Source organism: Litchfieldella xinjiangensis, from assembly GCF_000759345.1.
GTDB classification, from domain to species: domain Bacteria; phylum Pseudomonadota; class Gammaproteobacteria; order Pseudomonadales; family Halomonadaceae; genus Litchfieldella_A; species Litchfieldella_A xinjiangensis.
Genome location: NZ_JPZL01000001.1, coordinates 899,895 through 924,920 on the forward strand (window position 1 = coordinate 899,895; position 25,026 = coordinate 924,920).

At 61.3% G+C, this 25,026-nt stretch carries 21 protein-coding genes; 9 read left to right on the forward strand and 12 right to left on the reverse strand.

What is annotated here, in order from left to right; all coding sequences use genetic code 11:
* Window positions 1–140: 140 nt before the first annotated feature.
* Together JH15_RS04240 and JH15_RS04245 are read right to left on the reverse strand one after the other, a co-directional pair.
* Window positions 141–386, reverse strand: coding sequence for a GlsB/YeaQ/YmgE family stress response membrane protein (locus JH15_RS04240; RefSeq protein ID WP_043527320.1), 246 nt, complete (start codon window positions 384–386; stop codon window positions 141–143).
* 51 nt (window positions 387–437) lie between these two features.
* On the reverse strand, window positions 438–986 hold the full coding sequence (locus JH15_RS04245) for a DUF924 family protein (protein ID WP_043527322.1): 549 nt from the start codon (window positions 984–986) through the stop codon (window positions 438–440).
* A gap of 117 nt (window positions 987–1,103) precedes the next feature.
* Between JH15_RS04245 and JH15_RS18195 the strand changes: the two genes are divergently transcribed.
* From JH15_RS18195 to JH15_RS04265, 4 genes are all read left to right on the forward strand, one after another.
* Window positions 1,104–1,301: a hypothetical protein gene (locus JH15_RS18195; RefSeq protein WP_043527324.1), complete on the forward strand. Its 198-nt coding sequence runs from the start codon at window positions 1,104–1,106 to the stop codon at window positions 1,299–1,301.
* 169 nt (window positions 1,302–1,470) lie between these two features.
* Complete coding sequence (locus tag JH15_RS04255) at window positions 1,471–3,066, forward strand: solute:sodium symporter family transporter (protein ID WP_043528790.1); 1,596 nt, start codon at window positions 1,471–1,473, stop codon at window positions 3,064–3,066.
* 190 nt (window positions 3,067–3,256) lie between these two features.
* On the forward strand, window positions 3,257–4,660 hold the full coding sequence (locus tag JH15_RS04260) for a YcjX family GTP-binding protein (protein WP_043527327.1): 1,404 nt from the start codon (window positions 3,257–3,259) through the stop codon (window positions 4,658–4,660).
* On the forward strand, window positions 4,657–5,760 hold the full coding sequence (locus tag JH15_RS04265) for a YcjF family protein (RefSeq protein ID WP_052383887.1): 1,104 nt from the start codon (window positions 4,657–4,659) through the stop codon (window positions 5,758–5,760). Before JH15_RS04260 ends, JH15_RS04265 begins: the two co-directional genes overlap by 4 nt.
* Window positions 5,761–5,781: 21 nt before the next feature.
* Here the strand turns inward: JH15_RS04265 and JH15_RS04270 are convergent, their stop codons facing one another.
* The 7 genes from JH15_RS04270 to JH15_RS04300 form a co-directional block, all read right to left on the reverse strand.
* Window positions 5,782–6,903, reverse strand: a complete 1,122-nt coding sequence (locus JH15_RS04270) for an ABC transporter ATP-binding protein (RefSeq protein ID WP_043527328.1) — start codon at window positions 6,901–6,903, stop codon at window positions 5,782–5,784.
* A gap of 28 nt (window positions 6,904–6,931) precedes the next feature.
* Entirely contained in the window at window positions 6,932–7,810 is an 879-nt protein-coding gene (locus JH15_RS04275; RefSeq protein ID WP_043527330.1) for a carbohydrate ABC transporter permease, read from the reverse strand.
* Window positions 7,803–8,732, reverse strand: coding sequence for a carbohydrate ABC transporter permease (locus JH15_RS04280; RefSeq protein ID WP_043527332.1), 930 nt, complete (start codon window positions 8,730–8,732; stop codon window positions 7,803–7,805). The genes JH15_RS04275 and JH15_RS04280 overlap by 8 nt, the downstream gene beginning before the upstream one ends.
* Window positions 8,733–8,790: 58 nt before the next feature.
* Window positions 8,791–10,065, reverse strand: a complete 1,275-nt coding sequence (locus tag JH15_RS04285) for an ABC transporter substrate-binding protein (protein WP_043527334.1) — start codon at window positions 10,063–10,065, stop codon at window positions 8,791–8,793.
* A gap of 138 nt (window positions 10,066–10,203) precedes the next feature.
* On the reverse strand, window positions 10,204–11,694 hold the full coding sequence (locus JH15_RS04290) for an ATP-binding protein (protein WP_043527336.1): 1,491 nt from the start codon (window positions 11,692–11,694) through the stop codon (window positions 10,204–10,206).
* Between the two features lie 44 nt (window positions 11,695–11,738).
* Entirely contained in the window at window positions 11,739–12,461 is a 723-nt protein-coding gene (locus JH15_RS04295; RefSeq protein WP_043527338.1) for a response regulator, read from the reverse strand.
* A 112-nt stretch (window positions 12,462–12,573) separates the two neighbouring features.
* A complete protein-coding gene (locus JH15_RS04300) occupies window positions 12,574–13,377 on the reverse strand; it encodes a Cof-type HAD-IIB family hydrolase (protein ID WP_043527341.1) in 804 nt (267 codons plus the stop codon).
* A 153-nt stretch (window positions 13,378–13,530) separates the two neighbouring features.
* Between JH15_RS04300 and JH15_RS04305 the strand changes: the two genes are divergently transcribed.
* The 4 genes from JH15_RS04305 to JH15_RS04320 all read left to right on the forward strand — a co-directional run bounded on the left by JH15_RS04305 (window position 13,531) and on the right by JH15_RS04320 (window position 18,524).
* Complete coding sequence (locus JH15_RS04305; protein WP_043527343.1) at window positions 13,531–14,160, forward strand: NAD(P)H-binding protein; 630 nt, start codon at window positions 13,531–13,533, stop codon at window positions 14,158–14,160.
* Between the two features lie 89 nt (window positions 14,161–14,249).
* Window positions 14,250–16,190: an exoribonuclease II gene (locus JH15_RS04310; RefSeq protein WP_043527345.1), complete on the forward strand. Its 1,941-nt coding sequence runs from the start codon at window positions 14,250–14,252 to the stop codon at window positions 16,188–16,190.
* Window positions 16,191–16,402: 212 nt separating this feature from the next.
* Complete coding sequence (locus tag JH15_RS04315) at window positions 16,403–17,521, forward strand: N-acetylglucosaminyl phosphatidylglycerol synthase (protein ID WP_043528794.1); 1,119 nt, start codon at window positions 16,403–16,405, stop codon at window positions 17,519–17,521.
* Window positions 17,499–18,524, forward strand: a complete 1,026-nt coding sequence (locus JH15_RS04320) for a glucosaminyl phosphatidylglycerol flippase (protein WP_052383888.1) — start codon at window positions 17,499–17,501, stop codon at window positions 18,522–18,524. Before JH15_RS04315 ends, JH15_RS04320 begins: the two co-directional genes overlap by 23 nt.
* A gap of 3 nt (window positions 18,525–18,527) precedes the next feature.
* Here the strand turns inward: JH15_RS04320 and JH15_RS04325 are convergent, their stop codons facing one another.
* The 3 genes from JH15_RS04325 to JH15_RS04335 form a co-directional block, all read right to left on the reverse strand.
* On the reverse strand, window positions 18,528–19,412 hold the full coding sequence (locus JH15_RS04325; protein ID WP_043527346.1) for an urea carboxylase-associated family protein: 885 nt from the start codon (window positions 19,410–19,412) through the stop codon (window positions 18,528–18,530).
* Window positions 19,413–19,536: 124 nt separating this feature from the next.
* Window positions 19,537–20,850 carry an HlyD family type I secretion periplasmic adaptor subunit gene (locus JH15_RS04330; RefSeq protein WP_043527348.1) on the reverse strand — a complete coding sequence of 438 codons (1,314 nt, stop codon included), beginning with the start codon at window positions 20,848–20,850 and terminating at the stop codon, window positions 19,537–19,539.
* A complete protein-coding gene (locus tag JH15_RS04335) occupies window positions 20,847–22,613 on the reverse strand; it encodes a type I secretion system permease/ATPase (RefSeq protein WP_081948874.1) in 1,767 nt (588 codons plus the stop codon). Before JH15_RS04335 ends, JH15_RS04330 begins: the two co-directional genes overlap by 4 nt.
* A gap of 462 nt (window positions 22,614–23,075) precedes the next feature.
* Here JH15_RS04335 and JH15_RS04340 point away from each other — a divergent pair, with 462 nt between their 5' ends.
* Complete coding sequence (locus JH15_RS04340; protein WP_043527350.1) at window positions 23,076–24,959, forward strand: calcium-binding protein; 1,884 nt, start codon at window positions 23,076–23,078, stop codon at window positions 24,957–24,959.
* Window positions 24,960–25,026: the final 67 nt, after the last annotated feature.

Genomic DNA, 25,026 nt, shown 5'->3' on the forward strand with positions numbered 1-25,026 from the left:
TAGGCCTAATAGGCAGAGACGATCAATGGCCATCGATTTCTACAATCGATGCGCGTCCGCAGTCATCAAAAAAAACGCCATCGCCCGGCAGAGCCGAGCGATGGCGTATCCGTGTCAGGAGTGTCTGCGCTAGTAAGCGCTCACCCCTTGCTCTTGACTTTCGAGATGATCCACAGCAACACGACAGCACCTACCGTCGCCGTGACCAGCGAGCCGATCATGCCACCCGCTTCCAGCCCCAGCAGGCTGAACAGAGCGCCGCCGAGAACTGCCCCGACGATACCCACACCGATGTTGCCGAGGATGCCGAAACCGCCCCCACGCATGATATTACCGGCGATCCAACCTGCCAGCCCGCCAATGATCAACCACAGAATCAGACCCATCTTGAACTCCTTCTTCCATTTCCATACGAAAGGGGCCTCTCTGAGCCTCGCTCAGAAGGAAGACCCCGGCTCCTGCAGAAACGCCGCTTCCTCCGGCGTCGATTCCCTGCCCAGGAGCGCATTGCGATGCGGATACCGCCCGAACCGGACGAGAATCTCGCGATGCTTACGCTCATAGGCAAAATTTTCTTCGAGCCCCGGCTGATCGAACAGTCGCATGGCTTCGTCGTGGATGAGCAAGGACTCACTATGCATGAAGGGCATGTATAGGAAGACCTTGCGGGACGCATCCAGCTGCGAGTCGATGCCTTGTGCCACCGCCTCCTGGGCCAGGATCAAGGCTTGGGGATCCTGGGAGAAGGCAGCGGCCGAGTTACGATGAATATTGCGCGAGAATTGATCCAGCACCAGGATTTCCGCCAGGCGACCCTCGGCGCTAGTTCGCCAATGCCAGAGTTCGCCCAGGCGTCCCGCCTCCAGCGTGGTCGAGAAGCGCCGGGTAATGGTCGCGTCCAGCGTCGCATCCTTGATGAACCAGTGGCGCGGCGTCAATTCCTCGAACCAGAATGTGATGATTTCACGAACCGCCGTCTCGCTCACGCAGCGCTCCTCATGATCCCGATTGGATGGCCGACTCTCGCCTTGTCTCCCTGAGCGTAGTCGAAGAGGATACGCTTCCCCAACTTTCGTAGTCCTATCAATCGATAAGGAGCCGACGTGACGCCCTACGAAGTTCTCTATATGTCCCGTTTCGCCTTCAATGTGGTGGGCTTGATCGTGTGCATCCTGGGGTTGAGCCTGGCGCGCCATCCCCGGCGGCGCTCGCTGGGATATGGTATCGCCGTGCTTGGCTTCTTCATCGCCGGGCTACCCATGCTGCTACACTTGTTTGGTTTCGTTACGCCTGTCGCATAGCCAGGTGTGACTAGGTAATGTTTCGTATACACGCGTCGCAATTTTTGACTAAAGTTTCATGGATGGCTCGAATCACCGGGCTAAAATCCGGCCTCCCGGTGGTAACTTTACCTGCAGTAACGTAGGGTGACGGCCGAAACGCATTCGCAATGAAAGGATTCATACCATGCTGCATGCATTGACGCTGGCGTCGTTTCTGTTTTTTACGGGACTCGTCGCCTTCATCACATGGCGCATCACGCGCCGCGATGACCATCACAGTACCAGCGGCTACTTCCTGGCAGGCCGCTCGCTAACCTTCCCGCTGATTGCGGGCTCGTTGTTGATGACCAACCTCTCTACCGAGCAGATGGTGGGCCTGAATGGCGCGGCCTTCGCAGATGGCATGAGCGTGATGGCCTGGGAGGTCGTGGCCGTCCTTGCTCTGGTAGCGCTGGCGCTGTTCTTCCTGCCGCGCTTCCTCAGAAGCGGGATCGCCACCGTTCCACAGATGCTGCTGATTCGCTTCGACAAGGACACGCAGTTGATCTGTAACCTGATCTTCCTGCTCGCCTACGCAGTGATCCTGTTGCCGATCATCCTCTATTCGGGCGCCATGGGCTTGCAGGGAATGCTCGACCTACAGGGCCTCACCGGCATCGAATCGGACTCGCTGCTGTTATGGCTGACCGTCTGGGTAGTCGGCTTGATCGGCTCGGTCTATGCCCTTTTCGGTGGCCTGCGTACCGTTGCCGTCTCGGATACGCTCAACGGTATCGGCCTCCTGATCGGTGGCTTCGTCATCGTCTATTTCGGCCTCCAGGCGGTCAGTGACGGCGGTGGGGTCATGGCCGGCTGGGAAACGCTCAAGGAGAGCAATCCCGAGCAAATGAATTCGATCGGTGGGCCGGAGCAGCAGGTGCCTTTCTCCACCCTGTTCACCGGCGTCTTCCTTATCAACCTTTTCTACTGGACCACCAACCAGCAGATCATCCAGCGGACATTCGGCGCCAAGAACCTCGCCGAAGGCCAGAAGGGCGTGCTGCTGACCGGTCTGTTCAAATTGCTGGGACCGCTCTACCTGGTGCTGCCCGGCATCATTGCCTATCACTTGTATGCCGATGAAGGCGTGGTCGCCGACGAAGCTTACGGCCATCTGGTCTTCAATGTTCTGCCGCCTTACCTGACGGGCTTCTTCGCCGCGGTGATGGTGGGTGCCATCCTGTCTTCCTTCAACTCGGCGCTGAACAGTACTACCACCATCTTCAGTCTTGGGATGTACAAGGGTGTCATCAACAAGGACGCCACCGAGGACCAGGTGGTGCGCTCGGGCAAGATCTTCGGCTGGATCATGGCATTTGCGACCATGATCATTGCCCCATTGCTGGCCGGCCAGGAGAGCTTGTTTGGCTACCTGCAGCGCATGAATGCCATTTACTTCATCCCTATACTGGCCGTCGTGCTGGTGGGGCTTCTGACCAAGCGGGTGCCTCCCATGGCAGCCAAGATCGCGCTGGTCGGCGGCTGCTTGATGATTGCAGTCGGCTACTTCGTCCCGCCATTCAATCGCATCCCCGAGATCATGAACGAGTTCCACTTCGTGGCCTCGGTATTCGTGATCCTGGTCGCCACCATGCTGCTCATCGGCAAGTGGCGTCCGCGTCAGACCGAATGGGTGCACGAGGATAGCGGTGCCGTTGACCTGACCCCGTGGAAAGGTGCCATCCCTTCCGGCATCATTCTGGTGGTATTGGTCATTGCCATCTATGTGGCCTTTGCCGGCTAACGATCCGTTTGCCCGCCACGTTGTGACGCCCCGCCCCGTGTGCGGGGCGTCTTGCGTTATATGAGGGAAACCGGCCTGCCGTTGACCCGCTCCTGCTATCAATAAGCCTTGCTGGCGTGGCAACGTCTTGTCAGCAGCGGCCAACACCCGCACATTAATGAATACCATTTCTCGAACGGAATCGAACCGAATGCGCCAGTCGCTGGCCCGTGACTTCAACGACTTACTGGAACGCGGCAGGGATCGCCAGTTACGCCTGGCGGTCACCGGCCTGTCGCGCTCCGGCAAGACCGCCTTTCTCACTTCGCTGGTTCATCAGTTGCGCCATGCCGGCCTGGAGGCCAGGCTCGACCTGTTTCCGGCGGCACGTGAGGGACGCATTCTCGGTGCGCAACGTGTCGCCCAGCAGGATCTAGGCGTGCCCCGCTTCCCCTATGACGAGGCAATGCTCGCCCTCGACGATACGCCTCCCCGTTGGCCCGAGCCGACCCGGGGCATTAGCGAATTACGCCTGTCGATACGCTATCGCCCCGGGAAGCGCGGGATGTTCCGGTCGGAAACGGCGCATCTCACCCTGGATCTCTTCGATTATCCTGGTGAGTGGCTGCTCGACCTGCCGCTGCTGGGTCACGATTACCTGAGCTGGAGCCTGGCCCAGCCCTTGGCCACCGATTCACCGCTGCACAACGAACGTCGCGCCCTGTTTGGCGACTGGCTCGAGGCGGTGAAGGGGCTCGATCCTGCAGCGGAGGCCGACGAAGCGTCGCTCGCTACCATTGCCGAGCATTACGCCCGTGGGCTTCGGGAAGCACGTGAAGCGGGCTTTGCCAACCTGCAGCCGGGGCGCTTCCTGCTGCCCGGCGAGCTGTCCGGTGCCCCCGTGTTGCAGTTCTTTCCCTTGCCCGGGCTCGCTGAGCATGATCGCGCCAGCCTCGCCGCCTTGCCGGAACAGAGTGTCTACCAGACCCTGGTGCGGCGCTTCAGCCATTACCAGCAGCACGTGGTGAAACCGTTCTATCGCGAGCATTTTCGACGTTTCGATCGACAGATCGTCTTGGTGGACGTGCTCGGTGCGCTGAATGCCGGTCCCGAGCGCTTCGAGGATCTATCGCATGCGCTTTCCACGCTGATGAAAAGTTTCGACTACGGTAAGCGCAGCCTAATGTCGCGACTCTTCGCTCCGCGCATCGACCGCCTGGCCATAGCCGCGACCAAGGCCGACCATGTCACACCCGAGCAGCACGGCAACCTGGTGGCATTGATCGAAGCGCTTCTCGCCGACCCCTTGCAGGACCTGCGCTACGCTGACGTGCCGGTGCGGGCCATGTCGTTGGCTTCGATTCGCGCCACGCAGGCGCGTGAAGTCGAGCATCAGGGCAAGCGCACCCCTGCCTTGCGCGGAACCACGCTGGCAGGCGAAGAAGTGCTGGTCTTCCCTGGCGAGGTACCGGCGCGATTGCCGGATGCCGAGTTCTGGGCGCGCCAGGGCTTCGACTTCCCCGCCTTTCGCCCTGCCCCCCGGGACAACGGCACATTACCGCACATTCGCCTCGACTCGGCGCTCGAATGGTTGTTGGGAGACAAGCTGCAATGAACGATACCCACGACGAAAGGAACCGAGACGCCAGGTACGAACAGGCCCAGCGCCACGACCCGCGTCCTGGCCAGCATTTTACCGTGGATGAATCCCCCGAGCCTGAACGTGGCGACGAACACCTCACCGACTCGCTGAGGCCCGCTCATACCTTCGATCCACAACTTCCCAGCCGGGTGCTGGAAGACGAAGAGGTACCCGCACGCAGCGAAGCCGCCATTGCCGAAAGCCTGGCGCGGCCACGTAAGCGCCGCTGGGGGTTGCTGACCTTGCTGGGTGGCACCCTGGGGGTGGGCGCCGCCGAGTTGGGAGAAACGCTCTATACTTCCGCGCTGGGTGGCGACTGGCTGAGCGGCGCCTGGGGGTTGCTTGGGCTGCTTGGGGTCGGCCTGGGGGGATGGGCCCTGATTCGTGAGCTATGGCGACTGCGCCGGCTCAAGCGTCATGTCAGCCTGCGTGAACGGCTCGATGCACTGGATACGGCTTCGCCGCGGGGTGCGCGTCGCCTTGCAGAGCGCCTCAAGCAGCAGCTCGGCCTGGACGATGACCATCCTCATTGGCAGGCGTTCCTGCAAGCCCACCAGCCTCATCACGATGGACGCGAGACACGTACATTGCTCTCGCATCACCTGCTTGCCCCACGCGACCGCGAAGCGCGGCGAATGATCTCGCGCATGTCAGGCGATACCGCCATCATGGTGGCGATCAGTCCGCTGACATTGGTCGATATGCTGCTGGTGGCCTGGCGCAACCTGGCCATGGTGGATCGACTCGCACGGCTGTATGGCCTCGAACTCGGATATGCCAGCCGCCTACGACTCTTTCGTGCCGTGCTCTACAACATGGCCTTTGCCGGCGCCAGCGAAATGGCCAGCGAAGCCAGCATGGAGTTGTTATCGATGAACCTGGCGGGACGACTGTCGACACGCGCCGGACAAGGGCTGGGGGTAGGCCTGTTGAGCGCCCGCCTGGGCCTGCGCACCCTGCGACTGACGCGTCCGCTACCCTTTGACGAGGGCGAGGCTCCACGCATCGCCGACTTGCGTCGAGAGCTCTGGAATCGGTTGCGTCGCCTGGAGCAAGACCCGCCCCGCCAGTAGCAGCGTGGCGGGGTGCCAACGCTAAGCCAAGCGCCTTTCGCTATCGGGATCGAAGAGTACACCCATCCCCATGTCGACCCGTAGCGCCAGCGTTTCACCGGCAGCTACCTTGCACTTCGGCCCGACCCGGGCGGTGACTTCCTTGTCGCCCAACGGCAGTTGGATCAGGATCTCGGCGCCGGTGGGTTCCACGACGGTGATCGAGGCATTGAACAGCGTCCCTTCGGCGGCATCCCCCAGGCGAACATCCTCCTCGCTGAAATGCTCGGGCCGCAAGCCCAGCACGACCGCCTTGCCTACCCACTCGCTCATTTCGGGTTGTTCGCGGCTGGCAGGCCACGGCAATACCAGGTCGTCCTGCCCGGGGGTGGCGATACGTACATGATATTGCTCGCCCTGCTTTTCCAGCGTGGCGTTGATGAAGTTCATCGACGGTGAACCCATGAAGCCGGCCACGAACATGTCGACGGGGTTGTTGTACACCTCATCGGGGCTACCCAATTGCAGAATCTTGCCGTCACGCATCACCGCGATGCAGTCGGCCAGGGTCATCGCCTCGATCTGGTCGTGGGTGACGTAGACGATCGTGGTACCCAGGCGCTGATGCAGCTTCTTGATCTCGGTCCGCATCTCCACGCGCAGCTTGGCATCGAGATTGGAGAGCGGCTCGTCGAACAGGTAAACCTTGGGTTCGCGCGCCAGGGCGCGCCCCATGGCCACCCGCTGGCGCTGGCCACCGGAGAGCTGCGACGGCTTGCGCTCGAGTAGTTGGGAAATCTGCAACAGATCGGCGACGCGCTCGACGGCCGCCTCACGCTCGGCCTTGGGTACCTTGCGCATCTCCAGTCCGAACGAGATGTTCTGGCGCACCGTCATACTCGGGTAGAGCGCATACGACTGGAAGACCATGGCAATGTCACGATCAGCCGGGGTATGCCAGGTGACATCGTCGCCGGCGATCGAGATGCTACCCGAGGTCACCGGCTCCAAGCCGGCGATGGCATTCATCAGGGTCGACTTGCCACAGCCCGAAGGGCCAACCAGGATCAGGAACTGGCCCGAATCGATCGACAGGCTGACATCCTTGAGCACACGCTCACTACCGAAATCCTTGCAGACATTCTGAATTTCCAACGCTGCCATTTCGTTAACCTCTTGATTGTTCTTGTGCTCAGCCCTTGACGGACCCTGCGGTCAGTCCGCGCACGAAATATTTGCCTGCCAGGACGTACACCACTAGCGTCGGCAAGGCCGCAATCATGGCTGCCGCCATATCGACGTTGTATTCGCGAACGCCTGTCGACGTATTGACCAGGTTGTTCAGCGCCACCGTCACCGGCTGGGTGTCATGAGCTGAGAACGCCACTCCGAACAGGAAGTCGTTCCAGATCTGGGTGAACTGCCAGATTACCGAGACCACGATGATCGGCGCCGATACCGGCAGCAGGATGCGCCAGAATATGCGGAAGAATCCTGCACCATCGAGCTTGGCCGCGGAAACCAGCTCGTTGGGGATGGCCACGTAAAAGTTGCGGAAGAACAGGGTGGTGAAAGCGATGCCGAAGATCACGTGCACCAGTACCAACCCCGCCCGGGAACTCGCCAACCCCAGCCATCCCAGCGTCTGCGCCATGGGCAGCAGCACAACCTGAAAGGGAATGAAGCAGCCGAACAGCATCAGGGCGAAGACCAGTTCCGAGCCCTTGAAGCGCCATTTGGTCAACGCGTAGCCATTGAGCGCGCCCACCGTGGTGGAAATCAGCACCGCCGGTATCACAATGGCAATCGAGTTGAAGAAGTAGACGCTCACCCCGTCACAACGCATGCCGGTGCACGCTTCACCCCAGGCCTTCACCCAGGGTGAAAACGTCGGGTTCATGGGCAGCGCCAGCAGGCTCCCGGCTCGAATCTCCTCGAGCGGCTTGACCGAAGTGAGCAACATCACCACCAGCGGCATGAGATAGAACAGGGCCGCCAGGATCAGCACCGTGAGCAACAGCGCACGGGCCAGGCGGGCCGCCGGGGTGCGTCGACGAATCACGTTATCCATGCTTGCGACTCCGCAGTTCCGAGTAGAGATAGGGAATGAGTATCGCCAGCACTCCCCCCAGCATCAGGATCGCGCTGGCCGACCCCAGGCCAATCTGCGCCCGCGTGAAGGCATGGGTATACATGAAGGTGGCGGGCAGGTCCGTGGCATATCCCGGACCACCGCCGGTCAGGGCCACGACCAGGTCGAAGCTCTTGATGGCGATATGCGACAGGATCATCACTGCACTGAACACCACCGGGCGCAGGCAGGGAATCACCACCCGCCAGTAGATGCGCGGCAGGCTGGCGCCATCGAGCTGAGCCGCCTTGATGATGCTGTCATCGATACCACGCAGCCCTGCCAGAAACAACGCCATGACGAAGCCGGACGCCTGCCATACCGCAGCGATCACCAAGGTGTAGATCGCCATGTCGGGGTCGGTCAGCCAGTTGAAAGTGAAGTCCTCGAAACCCCAGCCGCGCACCATGGCCTGGATGCCCAGCCCTGGGTTGAGCAGCCATTTCCACACCACCCCGGTGACGATGAAAGAGAGTGCCATGGGATACAGGTAGAGCGTGCGCAGCGCACCTTCCTGGCGAATACGCTGGTCGAGCAAAATCGCCAACAGCAGGCCGAGCCCCAGGCAGATGACGACGAACAAGCCGCCGAATATCCCCAGGTTGGTGGCCGCGACCCACCAGCGCTCGTTGGTCATCAGACGCGCATACTGGGCAAAGCCGACGAAATCGTAGCTAGGCAGCATCCGCGAGTTGGTCAAAGACAGCACGAACGTCCAGATCATGAAGCCATAGACGAAGAACAGCGATATGGCGATGGACGGCGACAATACCAGGCGTGGCAGCCAATCCTGCAGGCGCGCACCGGCCGGTCGCCCACGCGCAACGCGCGCCGGACGTGTCGGAGACGAAACGGTCGACATGGGAATTACCTCACATATAGCCACGACGCCGCCCATTGGGCGGCGCCATGACCGGAACTTACAGCGCCGCTTGAGCTGCGTTTACCATGCGCTGGGCCGCCTGCTCGGCGTCCATATCGGGAGAGTTGAAGAAGTTGGTGATGACATCGAACATCGCGCCTTGCACATCGGAACGAACCGCCATGCCATGCGCCATGCTGGGGACCAGGCCGCCCTCTTCCGCTGTCTGCTGGAATGCCTCGAGCGATTGCTGGGCACACGTGTCGAACTCGCTCATGTCCAGGTCGGGGCGTGCGGGAATCGAGCCCTTGGCCAGGTTGAACGCCTCCTGGAACTCCGGTTCGAGTACCAGGCGTGCCAGGGTCTTCTGGGCTTCACGCTCCGAATCGTCGCTGACCTGGAACATGGCCAGACTGTCGATATTGAAGGTGAAGGCATCCTGGGTGCCCGGTGCCGGCGCGCACAGGTAATCCTCGCCCGGTGTGAGTCCTGCAGCGGTGAACTCGCCCTTGGCCCAGTCACCCATCAACTGCATGGCGGCCTTGTCGCTGATCACCATGGAGGTGGCGATGTTCCAGTCGCGTCCCGACATGTCATCGTCCATCAGCTCACGCGTGCGCTTAAAGGTCTCGAGCGCCTGGATCATCTCCTCGCCGCCCAGGGCGTCGGGGTCAAGGTCGACCATGGCGCGCCGGTAGAAATCCGTTCCAGCGCTGGCCAATAGGACGGACTCGAAGACCGTCGCGTCCTGCCAAGGCTGGCCACCATGCGCGAGCGGTATGTAGCCCGCTTCGCGAATCGCCTCGCCCGCTGCGAACATTTCATCCAGCGTGGTCGGCAGTTCGACACCCGCTTCTTCCAGAATCTTGGGGTTGGCCCATAGCCAATTGACGCGGTGCACGTTGACGGGGACGGCCACGTAATTGCCGTCGTGCTTCATGACATCGGCGACCACGTCAGGAAGCATGTCATCCCAGCCCTCGGACTGCGCGACGTCGTCGAGACTACCCAGAAGCCCCAGCTCGCCCCACTCCTGGATTTCGGGCCCCTTGATCTGGGCGGCCGAAGGCGGATTGCCGGACATCGCACGCGACTTGAGCACGGTCATGGCCGTTTCACCGCCACCGCCGGCCACCGCGAAATCCTCCCACTGATGGCCCTCATCCTCCATCAATTGCTTGAGGACGTTGGCGGCCCGGGCTTCACCGCCAGAGGTCCACCAGTGCAATACTTCGACTTCACCGGCGTGGGCCTGGGCAGCGCCCAGCGTGCCTGCGACGGCCAGGCCGAGCAGGGTCTTGCGAAAGGCACGTACTGGCGTGAGTGCTGACATGAAGCGACTCCCTCGTTGTTATTGACTACCAAAGACATCTATTGGAACTGGCGTAACGCCGTGAAACGGCTGGTAACAAGCTAGCGCATACTGAGCGCCATGGGGGATTACCAAGTGCTGGAAAGTGTTGCGTAATTATTACGAGGCTGAAACATTTCCTTCGCGAAAGGGAAACCACAGCCTGATCATCAGCCCACCCGAGGGATGATTGGCGAGCTGTAACTCGCCACCGTGCGCACGAACGATGTGCCGGGCAATGCCCAGCCCCAGCCCACTCCCGCCGGTGTTGCGGCTGCGTGAAGGCTCAAGGCGCACGAAAGGCTCGAAGACCCGCGCCTGCTGCGCCTCGGGAATGCCCGGCCCGTGATCGCGGATGGCGATCGATACGCCCTCGGCATGCTCATCCAAAGTAACCTCGGCACGATGTCCATAGAACACCGCATTTTCGAGCAGGTTGCTCAGACAGCGCTTGAAGGCCAGCGGCTTGACCGCCAAGGAAGGCGGCTGACCGAAGACATCGACCTCCCCCCCTTGGAGCCGCAGCTCGCTGGCCAAGCCATCGAGCAGCTGACGCGGATCGACATGCTCGATGTTCTCGTGCAGGTCGAGACCCTTGACCGACGCCAGGGCCCCTTTGACCAGCAGGTCAAGCTCATCGAGCGAGGCACTGAAGCGTTCCCGCTGCATGGGATCGTCCAGCATTTCGGCACGCAGGCGCATGCGAGTGATGGGCGTCTTAAGGTCATGGGAAATGGCGGAAAACAGCCGCTCACGCTCCTCGACCTGCCCCCGGATACGCTCTTGCATACGGTTGAAGGCCAAGGTGGTGTCGAGAATCTCGCGCGGCCCCCGCTCGGGCAAAGGCGGCGCATCGAGATCGTCGCCAAGCTGGCGTGCGGCACGGGCCAGACGGGCCAGCGGGCGTGTCACACTACGAATTCCCAGCAACGAAAGCCCGATGACGGCGAGCAACACGATCACCGCCGCGAACAGTCGCTCCTCGGAGAGCCAGGCGTGTTCACTGAACAGGTTGGGAATCGGCAGCAGCGTAGCGACATAGAGCCAACTGCCCGGTTCGAGTTCGAGCTGTACCACGAGCACAGGCGGTTCCAGAGGGTCGAGTAGCAAACTGTACTGTCCCCAGCGTGGCGGCAGGTCGCGCAGCAGCACTTCATTGTTCAATAGGCGCAGATCTTCCGGGCGGGAGAATTCCACCAGGGCATGACGAATGCCAAGCTCCGACGCCAGTACCCCGCGGAAATTGTCGACAACGAGACGCTTGGCGGGCCCGCTCCCGGTATCCACGATTGGGATACGGTGGTCATTGATGCTGACGAAAAAGCGTGTACCGCCCATGTCGCGCAATTGATCCAGCACGATGTGACGGTAATCGTAGGGCAGCGAGCGGAAGAAACGCACCGTGGAGGCGACATTGAAGGCCACGTTACGGGACAGCTCATCGACCTGCTCCAGGTGGCTGGTCCGGGTCTGGGTGGTCCAGATGGCGTAGCTGGACAATTGCGCGCCCAATACCCCGACGATCATGATCAGCACGAAACGCCCGCGCAGCGTGCGCGGCAGGATATATGCCAGCTTGCGTCGCAGCTGGCGCCAACGCCCAGAGGCCATCGCCTGCCCTGCCACTACGGGCTCTTCCTTCCCTACCGGTATGGTCACTGCAGCGCTTCGACCTGGCTGGCCAATACGTAGCCTGCGCCACGCACCGTGCGGATCAACTGGGAATGTTGGGCATCCTCGCCCAGGCGTTGCCGCAACCGGCAGACATGCACATCGATCGAGCGATCCAGCGGCGGCGCCGGTCGTCCGCGGCTCAAGTCGAACAGCGCCTCGCGAGACAGGACCTGCTCGGGATGTTCAAGGAAGACCTGCAGCAGCTGGAAATCCGCCCCCGACAGCGGGGTGCGCTCCCCATGGCTGTCGATCAGTTCGCGCGTCACGCGATCCAGGCGCCAGTCACCGAAGGCCACCAGGCGCGCATGCTCAGGCGCCTCCTGTGACACGTATCGAGTGCGTCGCAGGACAGCCTTGATACGCGCCAATAGTTCACGGGGGTTGAACGGCTTGCCGAGATAGTCGTCCGCACCCATTTCAAGCCCCAGGATCCGGTCGGTCTCGTCGGCACTGGCGGTAAGCATGATGATCGGCACGTCACTGGTGCGCCGCACTTCACGGCAAATAGTGAAGCCATCGTCCCCGGGCAGCATGATATCCACGATCAGCAGATCGGGCACTTCCCGGGCCAAAAGCGCGCGCAGGGACTCGGCGTCCTCGGCTACGTGCGCGATATAGCCGTGGCGACCGAGATATTCGGCCAGCAATTCGCGTATTTCCGGATCGTCATCGACCACGATCAGTGTGGCTGGCGTCATCGTCATGGGCAGGCGTATTGTCGGCGATTGCCGACCTCAGATAGGTAACTGCCCGATGATGAGCGAAGCCGGCAGAAGCGACAAGCCGCTTGCGACCAAGGTGCTAGATGTCGGCGCGCTACGGGGATAGCCCAAAATGATCGCGCAGGCGCTGTGCCACGGCCATCTCATCGTGCCGTCCGATCCGTATCCCTCGAGGGACCCGCCCCTCCAACTCGGGATGGGCGTTATCCATGATATAGGCGTGCCCCGCCAGATTGAGCATTTCGGTATCGTTGAGATTGTCGCCGAAGGCGATACATGCCGAAGGTGCCAGGCCGAGGCTGTCGAGCAGGCGCTGCACGGCGGCTCCCTTGTTGACGCCCCGCCCCATGATCTCCAGGGAATTGGCCAGGGAATAAGTCAAGTGAAGGTTATCGCCGAGGCGCGAGCGAATCTGGCCTTCCAGCGCCGCCAGCAGTTCAGGCTCGCCTATATAGAGCACCTTGCCGATACCGTGGCCATCCAACGCATCGAGATCCGCCACGCGGTAGCTGAAGCCGGTATGTTCATGCAGGGCCAGGAGTGACGGGGCGGGCGCATCGATCAACCACTCGTCATCGCGATACAGGTTAAGACGTACCCCGGGAGGCCGATCGAAGGCGATCAGATCCAGGGCCAGCCAGGACGCCAGCGGGTCGGCTGAGACGAGGGCATCGTCGGGGCCATGCACATAGGCACCATTGGAACTGATGATATGCGCCGCGACCCCCAGCTTGTCGCGAATCGGCAGGATATCCCGATAATGCCGACCCGAAGCGATGGCCAGATGGTGCCCTTCGGCCTCCAGGGCGCGGAAGGTCTCCACGGTCAACGCATCGACGTCATGCGCGGCATTGAGTAGGGTGCGGTCGAGGTCGGTAACGATCAGGCGGCGAGTCATTCATGTTCCTGCAAGTGGTCTACCGCCCTAGCCTAGCGCATCCCGTCGCATTGACGAAGGTTGGCAGGCCCGGGGTGTCCAAGGCAGTATCGTCAATACTGCCCTGCTGGCAGCATGACAAATCCGGCAACACGACCTCAGGAGGCAAGACTTATGAAAACGCTGGTCATTGGTGCCAACGGCCAGATTGGTCGCCAGTTCTGTGAAATCGCCAGCCGTGCGGGGGTTCCCATTCGCGCCATGATTCGCCACCCCGATCAACAAACGTGGTTTCGTGAACGCGGCATAGAGACCACCATCGCCGACCTGGAGGGCGATCTACGCCACGCCTTCCATGGCTGTGACCAGGCCATCTTCACTGCCGGTTCCGGCCCCCATACCGGTCCGGACAAGACATTGATGATCGATCTCCATGGCGCCATCCGCTGTATCGACCTTGCTGTGGAGCTGGGGCTGGAGCGCTTCGTGATGGTCAGCGCCCTGCGCGCCAGCGACCCCCTCGCCGCTCCCGAGAAGATGCGTCCCTATATGGCGGCAAAGTTCGCGGCCGATGCATACTTACGCAATGCGCATGTGCCGCATGTGATTCTCAAGCCCGCCCGGCTGACCGACGAGCCCGCCACCCGCCAGGTGTCCACGTCGATACGCAGTGCCCCAGCGCTCGACGTCTCACGCGGCAACGTGGCACACGCGCTGACCTACCTGGCCCAGGCGCGCACCCTGAAGAATCGTGAGTTCGATCTGCTCGATGGGGAATCGACAATCGCCATGGCTTTGGTGTAATTGCCGAAGATATTACCAGCGTGATTGGCGCAGCCGGCACGAATCCGTATAGTGACCGACACTTTATCCCTGCCATCAAAGTGCCCTGAATGCTTCAGAACAACTCGCTGCTTGCCCAGCTCAAGCAACAGATTCGCGACAACACGCCCCGGGTCCAAGGCGTGATCAAGGCGACCGAGAAGGGCTTCGGTTTTCTCGAAACCGACGACGGCGAGTCCTATTTCGTACCGCCGCCGGCGATGAAGCAAGTCCTGCACGGCGACCGTGTCGAGGCCGTCCTCAAGGAGGAAGGCGACAAGAAGAGCGTCGAGCCGGAGTCCTTGGTGGAACAGGGCCTGGATCGTTTCATCGCGCGTGTGCAAAAGCGCGAGGGTCGGTTGGCCGTGGTACCCGATCACCCTTCAATCAAGCAGTCGCTCAAGGCCCGAATCAAGAATAGCCTCGACGAAGATAGCATCGGTGATGCGGACTGGGTCGTGGCACGCCTGGTCCGGCATCCGCTAAAGCCCAACGACCGAGGCTTCTTCACCCAGATCGACGAACTGGTGGCCAAGGCCGAAGACCCCGCCGTGCCGTGGCGCGTGACCCTGGCTCGACACGCCCTGGAACAGGCCTCGCCAGAGGCCGGGAATGACTGGCCCCTACGTGACGAAGGCTTGGCACGTGAGGACCTGACGGCAGAACCGTTCTTCACCATCGATAGCGAGAAGACGCGCGACATGGACGATGCCTTGCGCATCGAACCGCGTGCCGAGGGAGGCTGGGCCCTGACGGTAGCGATTGCCGATCCGACAGCCTATGTCGATGAGGACCATGCCGCCGATCTCGAGGCCCGCACCCGAGCATTTACCGTCTACCTGCCCGGCCAGAATGTCACCATGCTGCCCGAAGTGCTGGCTGACGACCTCTGCTCGCTGCGTGAAGGCGTGGATCGCCCGGTACTCGCCTGCACCTTGCAAATCAATGACGACGGCAGCCTGGGCGACTATCGGTTCTTTGCTGCAACGGCCCGTTCTCACGCCAAGCTGGCCTACGATCGGGTATCCGACTGGCTCGAAGGCCAGGGCGACTGGGCGCCCAGCAAAGAGATCGGCGACCAGCTCAAGGCGCTGCGCGACCTGACCGAAGCACGCAGTGCCTGGCGTGCCCAGCATGCCCTGGTATTCAAGGATCGTCCCGACTACGTCTTCGACCTGGACGAAGCCGGCAATGTGCTCGATATCCGTACCGAGGAGCGGCGCATCGCCAATCGCATGATCGAAGAGTCGATGATCGCGGCCAATGCTTGCTGCGCCGATCTGTTGGCCGACAAGGTCGGTCACGGCATCTTCAATGTGCACCGTGCTTTCGAACCGGAAAAGGCCGATGCCGCCCATGAGTTCCTGACCAGCCAGGAGATCGAGGTAGAGCGCGACGCCCTGCTCGAACTGCCCCGCTATCGTGAGCTCAAGCGGGCCCTGGAGAGTCGCGACGATGCCTGGCTGGATGCACGTCTGCGCCGCTTCCAGGGCTTTACCAGCATGTCGGCCAAGCCGGGGCCTCATTTTGGCCTGGGACTGGCCGCGTATGCCACCTGGACCTCGCCGATTCGCAAGTACGGCGACATGGTCAATCATCGGCTGATCAAACGCGTGCTCAAGGGTGAACAGGCCCCGGCCGAGGCCAGCCAGGCCGTGACCGAACAGTTGACCGAACGCCGCCGCCTGAACCGTATGGCCGAACGTGACGTCAAGGATTGGCTATATGTTCGTTACCTGAACGAAGCGGCCAAGCAGCAACAGGAGTTCGAGGCCGAGATCCTCGCCATCAATCGAGGTGGCATGCGCGTGCGGCTCACCGCCAATGGTGCCACGGCCTTTGTGCCGGCACCGCTGATGCATAGCGACCGCGACAAGGTAGTGATCGATGATAAGGAAGGGCGGGTGCAGATCGAAGGCGAAGAGCGCTTCAAGCTCGGCGACGTGATCCGCGTGGTGCTCACCGAAGCGCGCGAGGAAACGCGTTCATTGGTGGCCCGCCCGGCTGCCTGACCTTTTAGTCTGTATTAGGTTAGCGACGTAACGCGACGGCGACCCTCTAGGGTCGCCGTTTTTTGTGAGTGCAGCGGAGGCCATCCCTGCTGCTCGGAAAGCAGCTGAACCGAGTTTCCGCCGTCAAGATAAAATATCGACCCGTGACGCAGAATTGTCGCATTTGCGTTTTAGGGTGGAAGGATCAATCTGTGCTCGGGCCGGAGGATCCTTTGCATATCGCCGATGTGACCATGTTTCATGCGCCTGCCAGTGGCGGCGTACGCACCTACCTTCAAGCCAAGCACCGTGTCCTTTCCCGCGTCCCTGATCTCCGCGCCAGCTTGCTGGTGCCTGGCGCCGAGCGCGACAGCCTCGGCGATCATCATACCCTGCCGGCGTTGCGCTTGCCCTTGGGTCAGGGCTATCGGTTCCCCCTACGCTCGCGCCCCTGGCGCGACGCGTTGGTTGCCCTCGCCCCCGACATCATCGAAGCCGGCGATCCCTATGTCACGGCCTGGGCGGCATTGGACGCAGGCCAGCGGCTCGGCGTGCCCGTGGTGGGCTTCTATCATTCCGATCTGCCACGGCTGATGGGCGACCGCTTCGGTCGTCACGTCCGTAGGCGCCTGGAGCGCTACGTGGTGAATCTCTATCGTCGGTTCGATAGCGTGCTGGCACCCTGCCAGGTCATGGCCGACCGGCTTCAAAGTTGGGGCGTCGAGCATGTGCGGGTCCAGCCCCTGGGCGTCGACTTGCAACAATTTCACCCTGGCCGACGCGACCCTGCGTTCCGCGATGAATTGGGACTTTCGCCCGAGACACGCCTACTGGTCTTCATCGGACGCAACTCCAGCGAAAAGAACATCGACGTACTATTGGCGACACTCAAGCGTCTGGGAAAGGGATACCATCTGTTGCTCATGGGCCCAGGCATGCCGCATCAGGTACCGAACAACGTGACCGTGGTCGACCGCTGCTGTGGCGTACACGAAGTGGCCCGTGCGTTGGCGAGTAGCGATGCCATGCTGCATGCAGGCACGCGGGAGACCTTCGGGCTCATCGCCCAGGAGGCCATGGCGAGCGGGATTCCCATCGTCGGGGCCAGGGCGGGGGCTCTGGCCGAAAACGTCCCCCTCGGGGCGGGGATTCTCTGTCGCCCGCTCGATCCGGAGGCCATGGCCGACGCCTGCCATTCGTTGTTTCTCAACGATGTGGCCGCCAGCGGACGCTACGCCCGTCGTCACGTCGAGCGCCATTTCAGCTGGGAGAGCGCCATGGAATCCCTGCTAACGCACTATCACCATCTCCGTCCAGGCAGCGAGCCCCATGTCATCCCTCAGAATGGCTGAACGCAAGGCCAGGCTGTCGTCATGGCGGCCGCTGCATGGCGTGTTGTTTGCCCTCTCGCTTGTCGCCCCGCTCGGCATCACCTTAGGGTTGGGCGGCGGCGATGCCCTGAAGGCCGTCACGCACTTTCCGCTCGGCGTGCTCGCGCTGATGCTCGCATTGGCGGTGCTGTGTTGGAATCTGAACGCAGCACGCTTGCGACTGATGCTCGATGGCCGTGCCGGTCATCTTGGGCAGCGCGGCGCCCTGACGATCGAGATGGCATCCAAGTTTGCATTATGCGCGACCCCCGGAGGGAGCGGCGGCCCCGCTACCTTGCTCTTGCTGTTGGCGCAGCGAGGCTTGTCCCCCGCCAAGGGGGCCGGCGTCTTTCTCGTCGATCAGGGCTGCGATCTATTGTTTTTCATGGGCATGCTGACCGGGCTCACGCTGTTCTCATTGTTCACTGAGGTCACATGGCCTCACCAGGATCTGGTGCAACTGGCACTGGCAGGGCTGGCACTCATCGCTGCCAGCCTCAGCGTCATGATCCTGAGCCTACCCTGGTTGCTGCGACGCGACCCGCCACCTGGAATGGCAAAATTGGCACCCCGCCGCCGCCGATGGCTTGCGAGACGCCTTCTTTCCTGTCGTGCTGCCTTACGCACCACGTTGCGGCTGCCGACGACCACCCTGCTGGCCATGCTGCTGCTCACGGCGGCTCATTGGCTGCTGCGCTACAGCTTGCTCTACCTGGCCGTACTCGGGGCAGGAGGCCATGCCGACTGGGTCTGGTCGTTCCTGACCCAGACGCTGGCCATGGCCGCCAGCCAGCTCAGCATTCTCCCGGGGGGTGCAGGCGCTGTGGAGGTCGGCGTTGGCGCACTGCTACTGCCGCTGATGGAACGCGAGCAAGCGGGGGTCGCCGTTCTCGTCTGGCGACTGGTGACGTACCATTTCTATCTGGCCGCCGGTGCGCCATTCTTCCTGCTGACGGCATATCGCGTAATACGTCCCTCGCGGTAAGCATCAGCGCTCCTGTCGCCGCCGCTTCTCCTCGGCCCAGTCGATGGCCGGACCACGCATGCCATGGCCGCCGCGGTAGGGGGCGTACTCGGGCGGTGTCCAGCCTTCCAGCACCGCCTGGTCAAGCCGAAACACCTCGACTCCGATCGGGTGGCAGGTCATTAGCGGATCGGCGGCATTCGGCCCCCATAAATCCACCGAAAGATCGCCGCCGGGGCAGCACGACAAGGCACACAGGAGGTCGATCTCGGCAAATAGTTCAAGGTAATCTCCCTCCTTCGCCGGGCACGCCTTCATGAAGTACTCGTCATCCTCGTTCAAGCCGGTGCACTGGAAAACGTTCAGCACATCGTGAACGTCGAATTCGGTCAGCCCAAAGGGCGCCACAGCACGTACCAGATTGGAATGGCAGTGGTGGTCGAAGTCTTCGCCGGTCAGCAGCCGATTGACATAAGGGTCGCAGCGGGTTCCCAGCAGATCATGGATACGCCCACCCTCGGCATCGACCCCACTCCCCTCGACCCCATAGCTCGCCAGCGTGTCGTCGATGATCGTCGCCATGGGACGCAGATAAGGCAGGGTCGACCACAGCCGGTCAAAGGTCGAAACATGGGCACGATGCAGCTGGCGGGTGCGCGAGGCCCAGAAGCGCTCGCGCGGGTTATGCAGGTGCCAAAGGTTGAAGTCGCCCACCTGGGGGCCATCGAGGGTCGAGAGGCGCACTACATGCCCTGCCGGTACACGCCAGGCACGCCCCTCCCTTATCGGTACGGTCAGCGCATCGACCCGTGTCCGGGCCGAGGGGTCGGTGAGGCGGGAGTAAAAGACTCGATCGACATCCAGTATCGAGCCCTGGGTCGCTTGGTAGGCGGCGGGCACCTTGGCCATGGGAGAATCCTCAATCAGTTCATCGCCCTAGCCTAGCGGATAATTGGCCTAGCCTGGTGGATAGGGAGACCAGGAACGCCTTCCGGATAATCAATGAAAAGGGCGCCACCTGGCGCCCTCGGGGTCAGTCGCGAATGGCACGCGCCAACATGTCGGTCACCGGCTTGGCCAGGTAGCTGGCGAAGGTACGCTCACCGGTATGAATCATCACCTCCGCCGGCATGCCGGCGAGCAATTGCATGTCCTCGGTCATGTTCTCCTCGCCACGTGGGGTCACCTTGACTCGCGTCTTGTAATAATCGCGGCCGGTGGCTTCGTCCTCGAAGCTGTCCGCCGAGATATGAGACACCTGGCCTTCGACGGCCTGGGTCAGCTGCTGGTTGAAGGCACTGAAGCGGATCTCCGCTGGCTGGCCGAGATGCAGGCGATCCACATCGCTGGCCGGCACCCGCGCCTCGACCACAAACTCACCATCGCTGGGTACGATATCCAGGATCGCATCCCCCGGGTTGATGACCGCACCAAGCGTATGCAGCTGTAATCCGACGACCGTACCCGCCACGGGGGCCTTGAGCGTGGTGCGGCGCACCTCGTCCGTCAACGCGGTGATGCGCTCCTCCGCATCGCTGATCCGTTCCTGAGCCTCGCGCAACTGGTCGCCCACTTCCTGATTGAACTCTTGAATCCGAACCTGCTTCTGCAGTTCGTTTTCGCTGACCTGAGCAGCGATACGGGCTACCACGGACTGCTGCTGGGCGACCTCTCCCTGCATTTCCAGGATGTCCCGCTCGACCTCGCGCAGTCGCTGCTTGTCACCAAGGCCGCGCTCGAAGAGCTTACGCAGGTCCCGTGCCTCTTCGTTCAGTGAAGCCACCTGCCGCTCATTCAACACGATCAACGCGTCCAGCCCTTGCCGTTGCTCATGGAACTGGCGTGTCTGTTGATCGAGCGCTTCAAGTGCCCCCGTAAGCGCCTCGCGTCGCGCGAAGTACAGGCCCCGTTGGACCGCCAGTACTTCGGTGACCCGCTGCGAGTCGCTGTTCACCAGCTCAGCCGGAAATTCGAGTGTTTTATCACCGGCCAGCTCGGCCGCCAACCGAACTTCGGCCGCCCGATTGGTCAGGTATTGGGTACGCGCCAGCTGCAGTTGGGATTGCGCTCGCGTCTTGTCCAATACGAGAAGCACATCGCCGGCATCGACATGATCACCGTCGGTAACGTGGATTTCACTGACGATACCCCCCTCGTAGTGCTCGATGGTCTTCTTGAAAGACGCCACCGACACCTTGCCCGGCGCCACCACGGCAACCGCCAGGTTGGCCGCCAATGCCCAGCCGCCAAAGCCACCGAATGCCACCAGAAGCATCGCCATACCCAGGCGACGATAGGCGCGCCCGTCGATCGGCAACGAAGATGTTGAACCTGAGGGCTTGTTCATTCCTGGCTCCTCTCCTGAGCGCTACCCAATGCATGAACGACGTTATCAGCGGGACGAGTACGCGGTTTGCTTGACGGTGATGCCGGCCCCGCAGGTGACAGGCGCGCCACCACTTGATCACGGGGCCCGAACAGCCTCACCTGCCCCTGGTTGAGCACCAGGAGCTTGTCGACGCTGTTCAGCACGCTGCGGCGATGAGTAATCACAAACATCGTCACACCCTCGGTCTTGAGCTGTCTGATCGCCGCCGCCAGGGCACGCTCACCCGCATCGTCGAGGTTGGCGTTGGGTTCGTCGAGAACCACGAGCACAGGATTGCCGTACAGCGCGCGGGCCAGCCCGACACGCTGGCGCTGACCGCGAGACAACACACCACTGGTCGCTGAAATCGGCGTATCGTAGCCGTTGGGCAGGCGCAGGATCATTTCGTGCACGCCGGCCTTGGTGGCAGCCTCCACGACCTTGGCATCGTCAAGCTCACCGAACCGGGCGATGTTCTCGCTGACTGTGCCATCGAAGAGTTCGATGTCCTGGGGCAGATACCCAAGATACGGACCCAGCTCATCGCGGTTCCAGTGTTCCAGGTTGGCACCGTCGAGCCGCACATCCCCGGACTGAGGAGCCCATATTCCCAGCAAGGCTCGGGCCAGGCTGGTCTTGCCCGCTGCGCTGGGACCTATGATTCCGACATGCTCGCCAGGTGCGACGTGAAGATTGATATCCTGCAGCGAGGGTTTAGCACCGCCAGGCGGTACTACGGTCACCGACTCGAGAGCCAGTTCACCCTTGGGGGCAGGCAACGATAAACGACGCGCTGCGTCTGGAACGTCTTCGAGCAAGCCGTTGAGACGCTGATAGGCCTCACGGCTCCCGGTAAAGCTCTTCCAGCTACCGATCATCTGATCGATTGGCGCCAATGCCCGCCCCATGATGATCGACGAGGCAATCATCATCCCCGGGGTGACGCTGCCATCCAGCACCAGAAGCGCCCCAAGCCCCAGAATCAGTGATTGGGCCAGGATGCGTAGCACCTTGGAAAGATTGCTGAGGCTGCTGGCACGATCGCTGGCCTGGGATTGCTTGATCAGGGCCGCATCGTGACGTGAGGCCCAACGCCCCATGATCCCAGGAAGCATGCCCATGGCATGGAGGACTTCGGCGTTACGCAGATTGCTGCCAAGCAGCCCCTGCGCCTTGATGTGCTCTGTGCCCGCTTCGGCCAACAGGTCTCGAGTGGCTTTCTCATTGGCGTAGGCCAGCGCCAGCAGGATCGCTCCCGCACAGGTGGCGAAGACACCGAACCACACATTGAACAGGAACAGAATGGCCAGGTAGAGCGGCACCCAGGGGGCATCGAAGAAGGCGAACAGGCCGTTGCCGGAGACGAACTGACGAAGCGTCTTCAGGTCGTCGAGGGGCTGAGCCGACGGGCCCTGCTCGGACAGGCCACGTCGAAACATCGCGCGATACAGTCGCGGGCTAAGCAGCGTATCCAGATAGTTTCCGATGCGAACCAGCAGCCGTGAGCGAACCCAGTCCAGCCCGCCCATGACCGCCAACAGGAATACCGTCACCAGGGTCAACATCAGCAGCGTTTCCTTGCTGCCGGTTGCGATGACGCGATCGTAGACCTGAAGCATGTACAGGGCGGGGGTGAGCATCAGAAGATTGATGAACAGGCTGAAGCCGGCGACAGCAAGGAAGGAGCTGCGGCTGGCGTTGAGCGCCTGCCTGAGCTCGAGCGTTATTGATTCGGTTGTCATGGCACCCACACGTCAAGAAAAGAGCAATGGTTGTGTGCAATGCGTTCCCTGTATCGCGACGATGCGAAGATTATCAGACTCATGGCATTTTAATGATGCCGTTTAGCATACTTTTGTATCACATATCGTTAATTCGCAACTGACCAGGAAACTCATGCCAGCGAGGAGCTGCGAAGTATTCTTTGTCGTTTCAAAAACTTAACCCATGTTAAATAGCAAAAGTCGAGGTCTGATTCAGTAACAAATCGCTTAATTAGCGTATTAGGCCATCTTGTCAGCCGCTTCGCTGGGTGTAGCATGCCGCCTTGCCTGACTTGCGATAGCAGGCAGTCTCCGGCGACAAAGGAACCTCTTTGGTACGCAGTGTCTCGGCCGGGCCTGCCAAAACAAGAACTGCAGTTGGGTGACGCTATCCGGCGATGGATGCCGCCGGAAGCATGAAAGATCATCCGGAGACATTGCATGAGCATCAAGAAAGTCAGTAAGGGCACGAGTGCCGATCAACTAAACGACTGGATCGACAACGCTGCGAAAGGAACAAGATTCGAGTTTGCCGCGGGGGAGTATCGCTTCGACGACGCCATCAGCGTACGCCGCTCCGATATATCCCTGGTCGGTGCCGGTGCAGAGAAAACGACCTTCACATTCACAGGCAAGGCACTCGACAGAAATGACGACCATGCCATTCGAATCGAGCCGAGAACGACCGACGAACTGATCGGCCGCGTCACCAGCGATATCGACCAAGGCGATACCACCCTACGTCTCAGCTCGACCGACGGGCTCTCGCGCGGCGATACCTTGCGTATCTGGCAAGACAATGACAGCGCCTTCTTCAAGGAGATTGGCGATACCTCCTGGCGGAAGCAGAAGTATGCCGAGCTGCGTACCAGCATGGCCACGGTAAAGGATATCGACGGTAACAAGGTCACCCTGGACCGCGGCGCTCATTTCGACTTCGATGCCAACAAAGCAAAGGTCGAGCGCATCGAAACTATCGATGACGTGACACTTAAGGGCATTGGCATCGAATTCAACCTGGGCACCCCCGATGCAGACGCGTTTCGCAATACCAAGGGCGGACTCACCGGCTACGAAGCCGTATCAATCGACGGCACTGTCGATGCTCGCCTCGAGGATGTCAGCGTGACCAATGGGCCTTCGACCGCCTTTCATATCGAGCGCTCGCTGGATATCACTGTCAAGGATACGCGTGCCGAGGGCACCTTCAACAAGGGCACCGGCGGTAACGGCTACGCTCACGAGCTCAAGGAGAGTTATGACGGGACCTTTGCCGGCCTGGAGGATAGCGGCATGCGCCATGGGTTGCTGTTCGCGTCCTGGCGCTCCTCGGTAGGGAATGACATCGAGGTAGAAAAGACCGATCGGGACATCAACTTCCATGGCGGCCGCGACCACGACAATCAGGTTCGTGTCCTTCAGTCCGTCCGCGACAGTGACTCCGATGGGCTGTCGCCCTCGTTGTGGATCAACCAGGGTGGCGAGAGTTTCGGCGCAATTACCGACGCCGATGCAAACCAGGTGCGTTTCGACTATGTGATCGGCACCCGCCGAAACGATGAGTTGCAAGGCTCCGATGACGGTGCCTATCTCAATGGTGGGCTGGGTCACGATGTGCTCATCGGTGGCAAGGGCGATGACATTCTGCAAAGCGGCCTTGGCAACGACTGGTACGACGGCATCGACATGCTGGACGGTGGCGCAGGCACCGATATCGCGCGTTATACCCAGGATTACGACCGCCACGACATCGACTTCATTGGCGACAAGGTACGCATCCGCAGCGACAAGGGGTCGGACGATACCTTGATTAACATGGAGTATGCCGTCTTCGGTGACGGCAAGACCCTGGATATCGCATCACGACGCGTCACCAATGGCGATGCGCTGGAGCTGCCCTCCCCGCAAGACATCCTCTCCGACACCGCTTACAAGGGCGCAGCCTCCTCGTCGGGACGAGTGAGCGACGATGCCGAACTCGCCGTACGAGGCAACACCGTGAGCCGCTGGAAGGATGGCTACGTCAAGGAACTGTTCATCGAAAACGTCAGCGATGAAGCCATCGAAGGTGCAGAACTACACCTCGATTTGCCGGACGATATCCATACGCTTTGGAACGGGATCGCCCGCAAGGACGGCGATGACTATCGGCTTACCGATGACCACCCGCAGACATTGGATCCTGGCGAGACCTGGCGATTTGCCTACAAGGCCTATGGCGACGGCAAGGGCCATGCCTCGCTAGCCGCGACCAGTGACGCCGGCAAGCTGGATGTCGAGGTGTTGGGTGTCGATTCAGGCAATCTTGTCGAGTTGTTTGCCTGACCGAGTACGTCTGACCTGATCACATAAAAAAGGCGCTCCAACTGGAGCGCCTTCTTGCTGTGAAGCC

Coding starts and splice junctions, on each gene's coding strand:
- JH15_RS04240 (WP_043527320.1), bottom strand. CDS start 386: ATGGGTCTGATTCTGTGGTTGATCATTGGCGGGCTGGCAGGTTGGATC.
- JH15_RS04260 (WP_043527327.1), top strand. CDS start 3,257: ATGCGCCAGTCGCTGGCCCGTGACTTCAACGACTTACTGGAACGCGGC.
- JH15_RS04265 (WP_052383887.1), top strand. CDS start 4,657: ATGAACGATACCCACGACGAAAGGAACCGAGACGCCAGGTACGAACAG.
- JH15_RS04270 (WP_043527328.1), bottom strand. CDS start 6,903: ATGGCAGCGTTGGAAATTCAGAATGTCTGCAAGGATTTCGGTAGTGAG.
- JH15_RS04275 (WP_043527330.1), bottom strand. CDS start 7,810: ATGGATAACGTGATTCGTCGACGCACCCCGGCGGCCCGCCTGGCCCGT.
- JH15_RS04280 (WP_043527332.1), bottom strand. CDS start 8,732: ATGTCGACCGTTTCGTCTCCGACACGTCCGGCGCGCGTTGCGCGTGGG.
- JH15_RS04285 (WP_043527334.1), bottom strand. CDS start 10,065: ATGTCAGCACTCACGCCAGTACGTGCCTTTCGCAAGACCCTGCTCGGC.
- JH15_RS04290 (WP_043527336.1), bottom strand. CDS start 11,694: ATGGCCTCTGGGCGTTGGCGCCAGCTGCGACGCAAGCTGGCATATATC.
- JH15_RS04295 (WP_043527338.1), bottom strand. CDS start 12,461: ATGACGATGACGCCAGCCACACTGATCGTGGTCGATGACGATCCGGAA.
- JH15_RS04300 (WP_043527341.1), bottom strand. CDS start 13,377: ATGACTCGCCGCCTGATCGTTACCGACCTCGACCGCACCCTACTCAAT.
- JH15_RS04305 (WP_043527343.1), top strand. CDS start 13,531: ATGAAAACGCTGGTCATTGGTGCCAACGGCCAGATTGGTCGCCAGTTC.
- JH15_RS04310 (WP_043527345.1), top strand. CDS start 14,250: ATGCTTCAGAACAACTCGCTGCTTGCCCAGCTCAAGCAACAGATTCGC.
- JH15_RS04320 (WP_052383888.1), top strand. CDS start 17,499: ATGTCATCCCTCAGAATGGCTGAACGCAAGGCCAGGCTGTCGTCATGG.
- JH15_RS04325 (WP_043527346.1), bottom strand. CDS start 19,412: ATGGCCAAGGTGCCCGCCGCCTACCAAGCGACCCAGGGCTCGATACTG.
- JH15_RS04330 (WP_043527348.1), bottom strand. CDS start 20,850: ATGAACAAGCCCTCAGGTTCAACATCTTCGTTGCCGATCGACGGGCGC.
- JH15_RS04335 (WP_081948874.1), bottom strand. CDS start 22,613: ATGACAACCGAATCAATAACGCTCGAGCTCAGGCAGGCGCTCAACGCC.
- JH15_RS04340 (WP_043527350.1), top strand. CDS start 23,076: ATGAGCATCAAGAAAGTCAGTAAGGGCACGAGTGCCGATCAACTAAAC.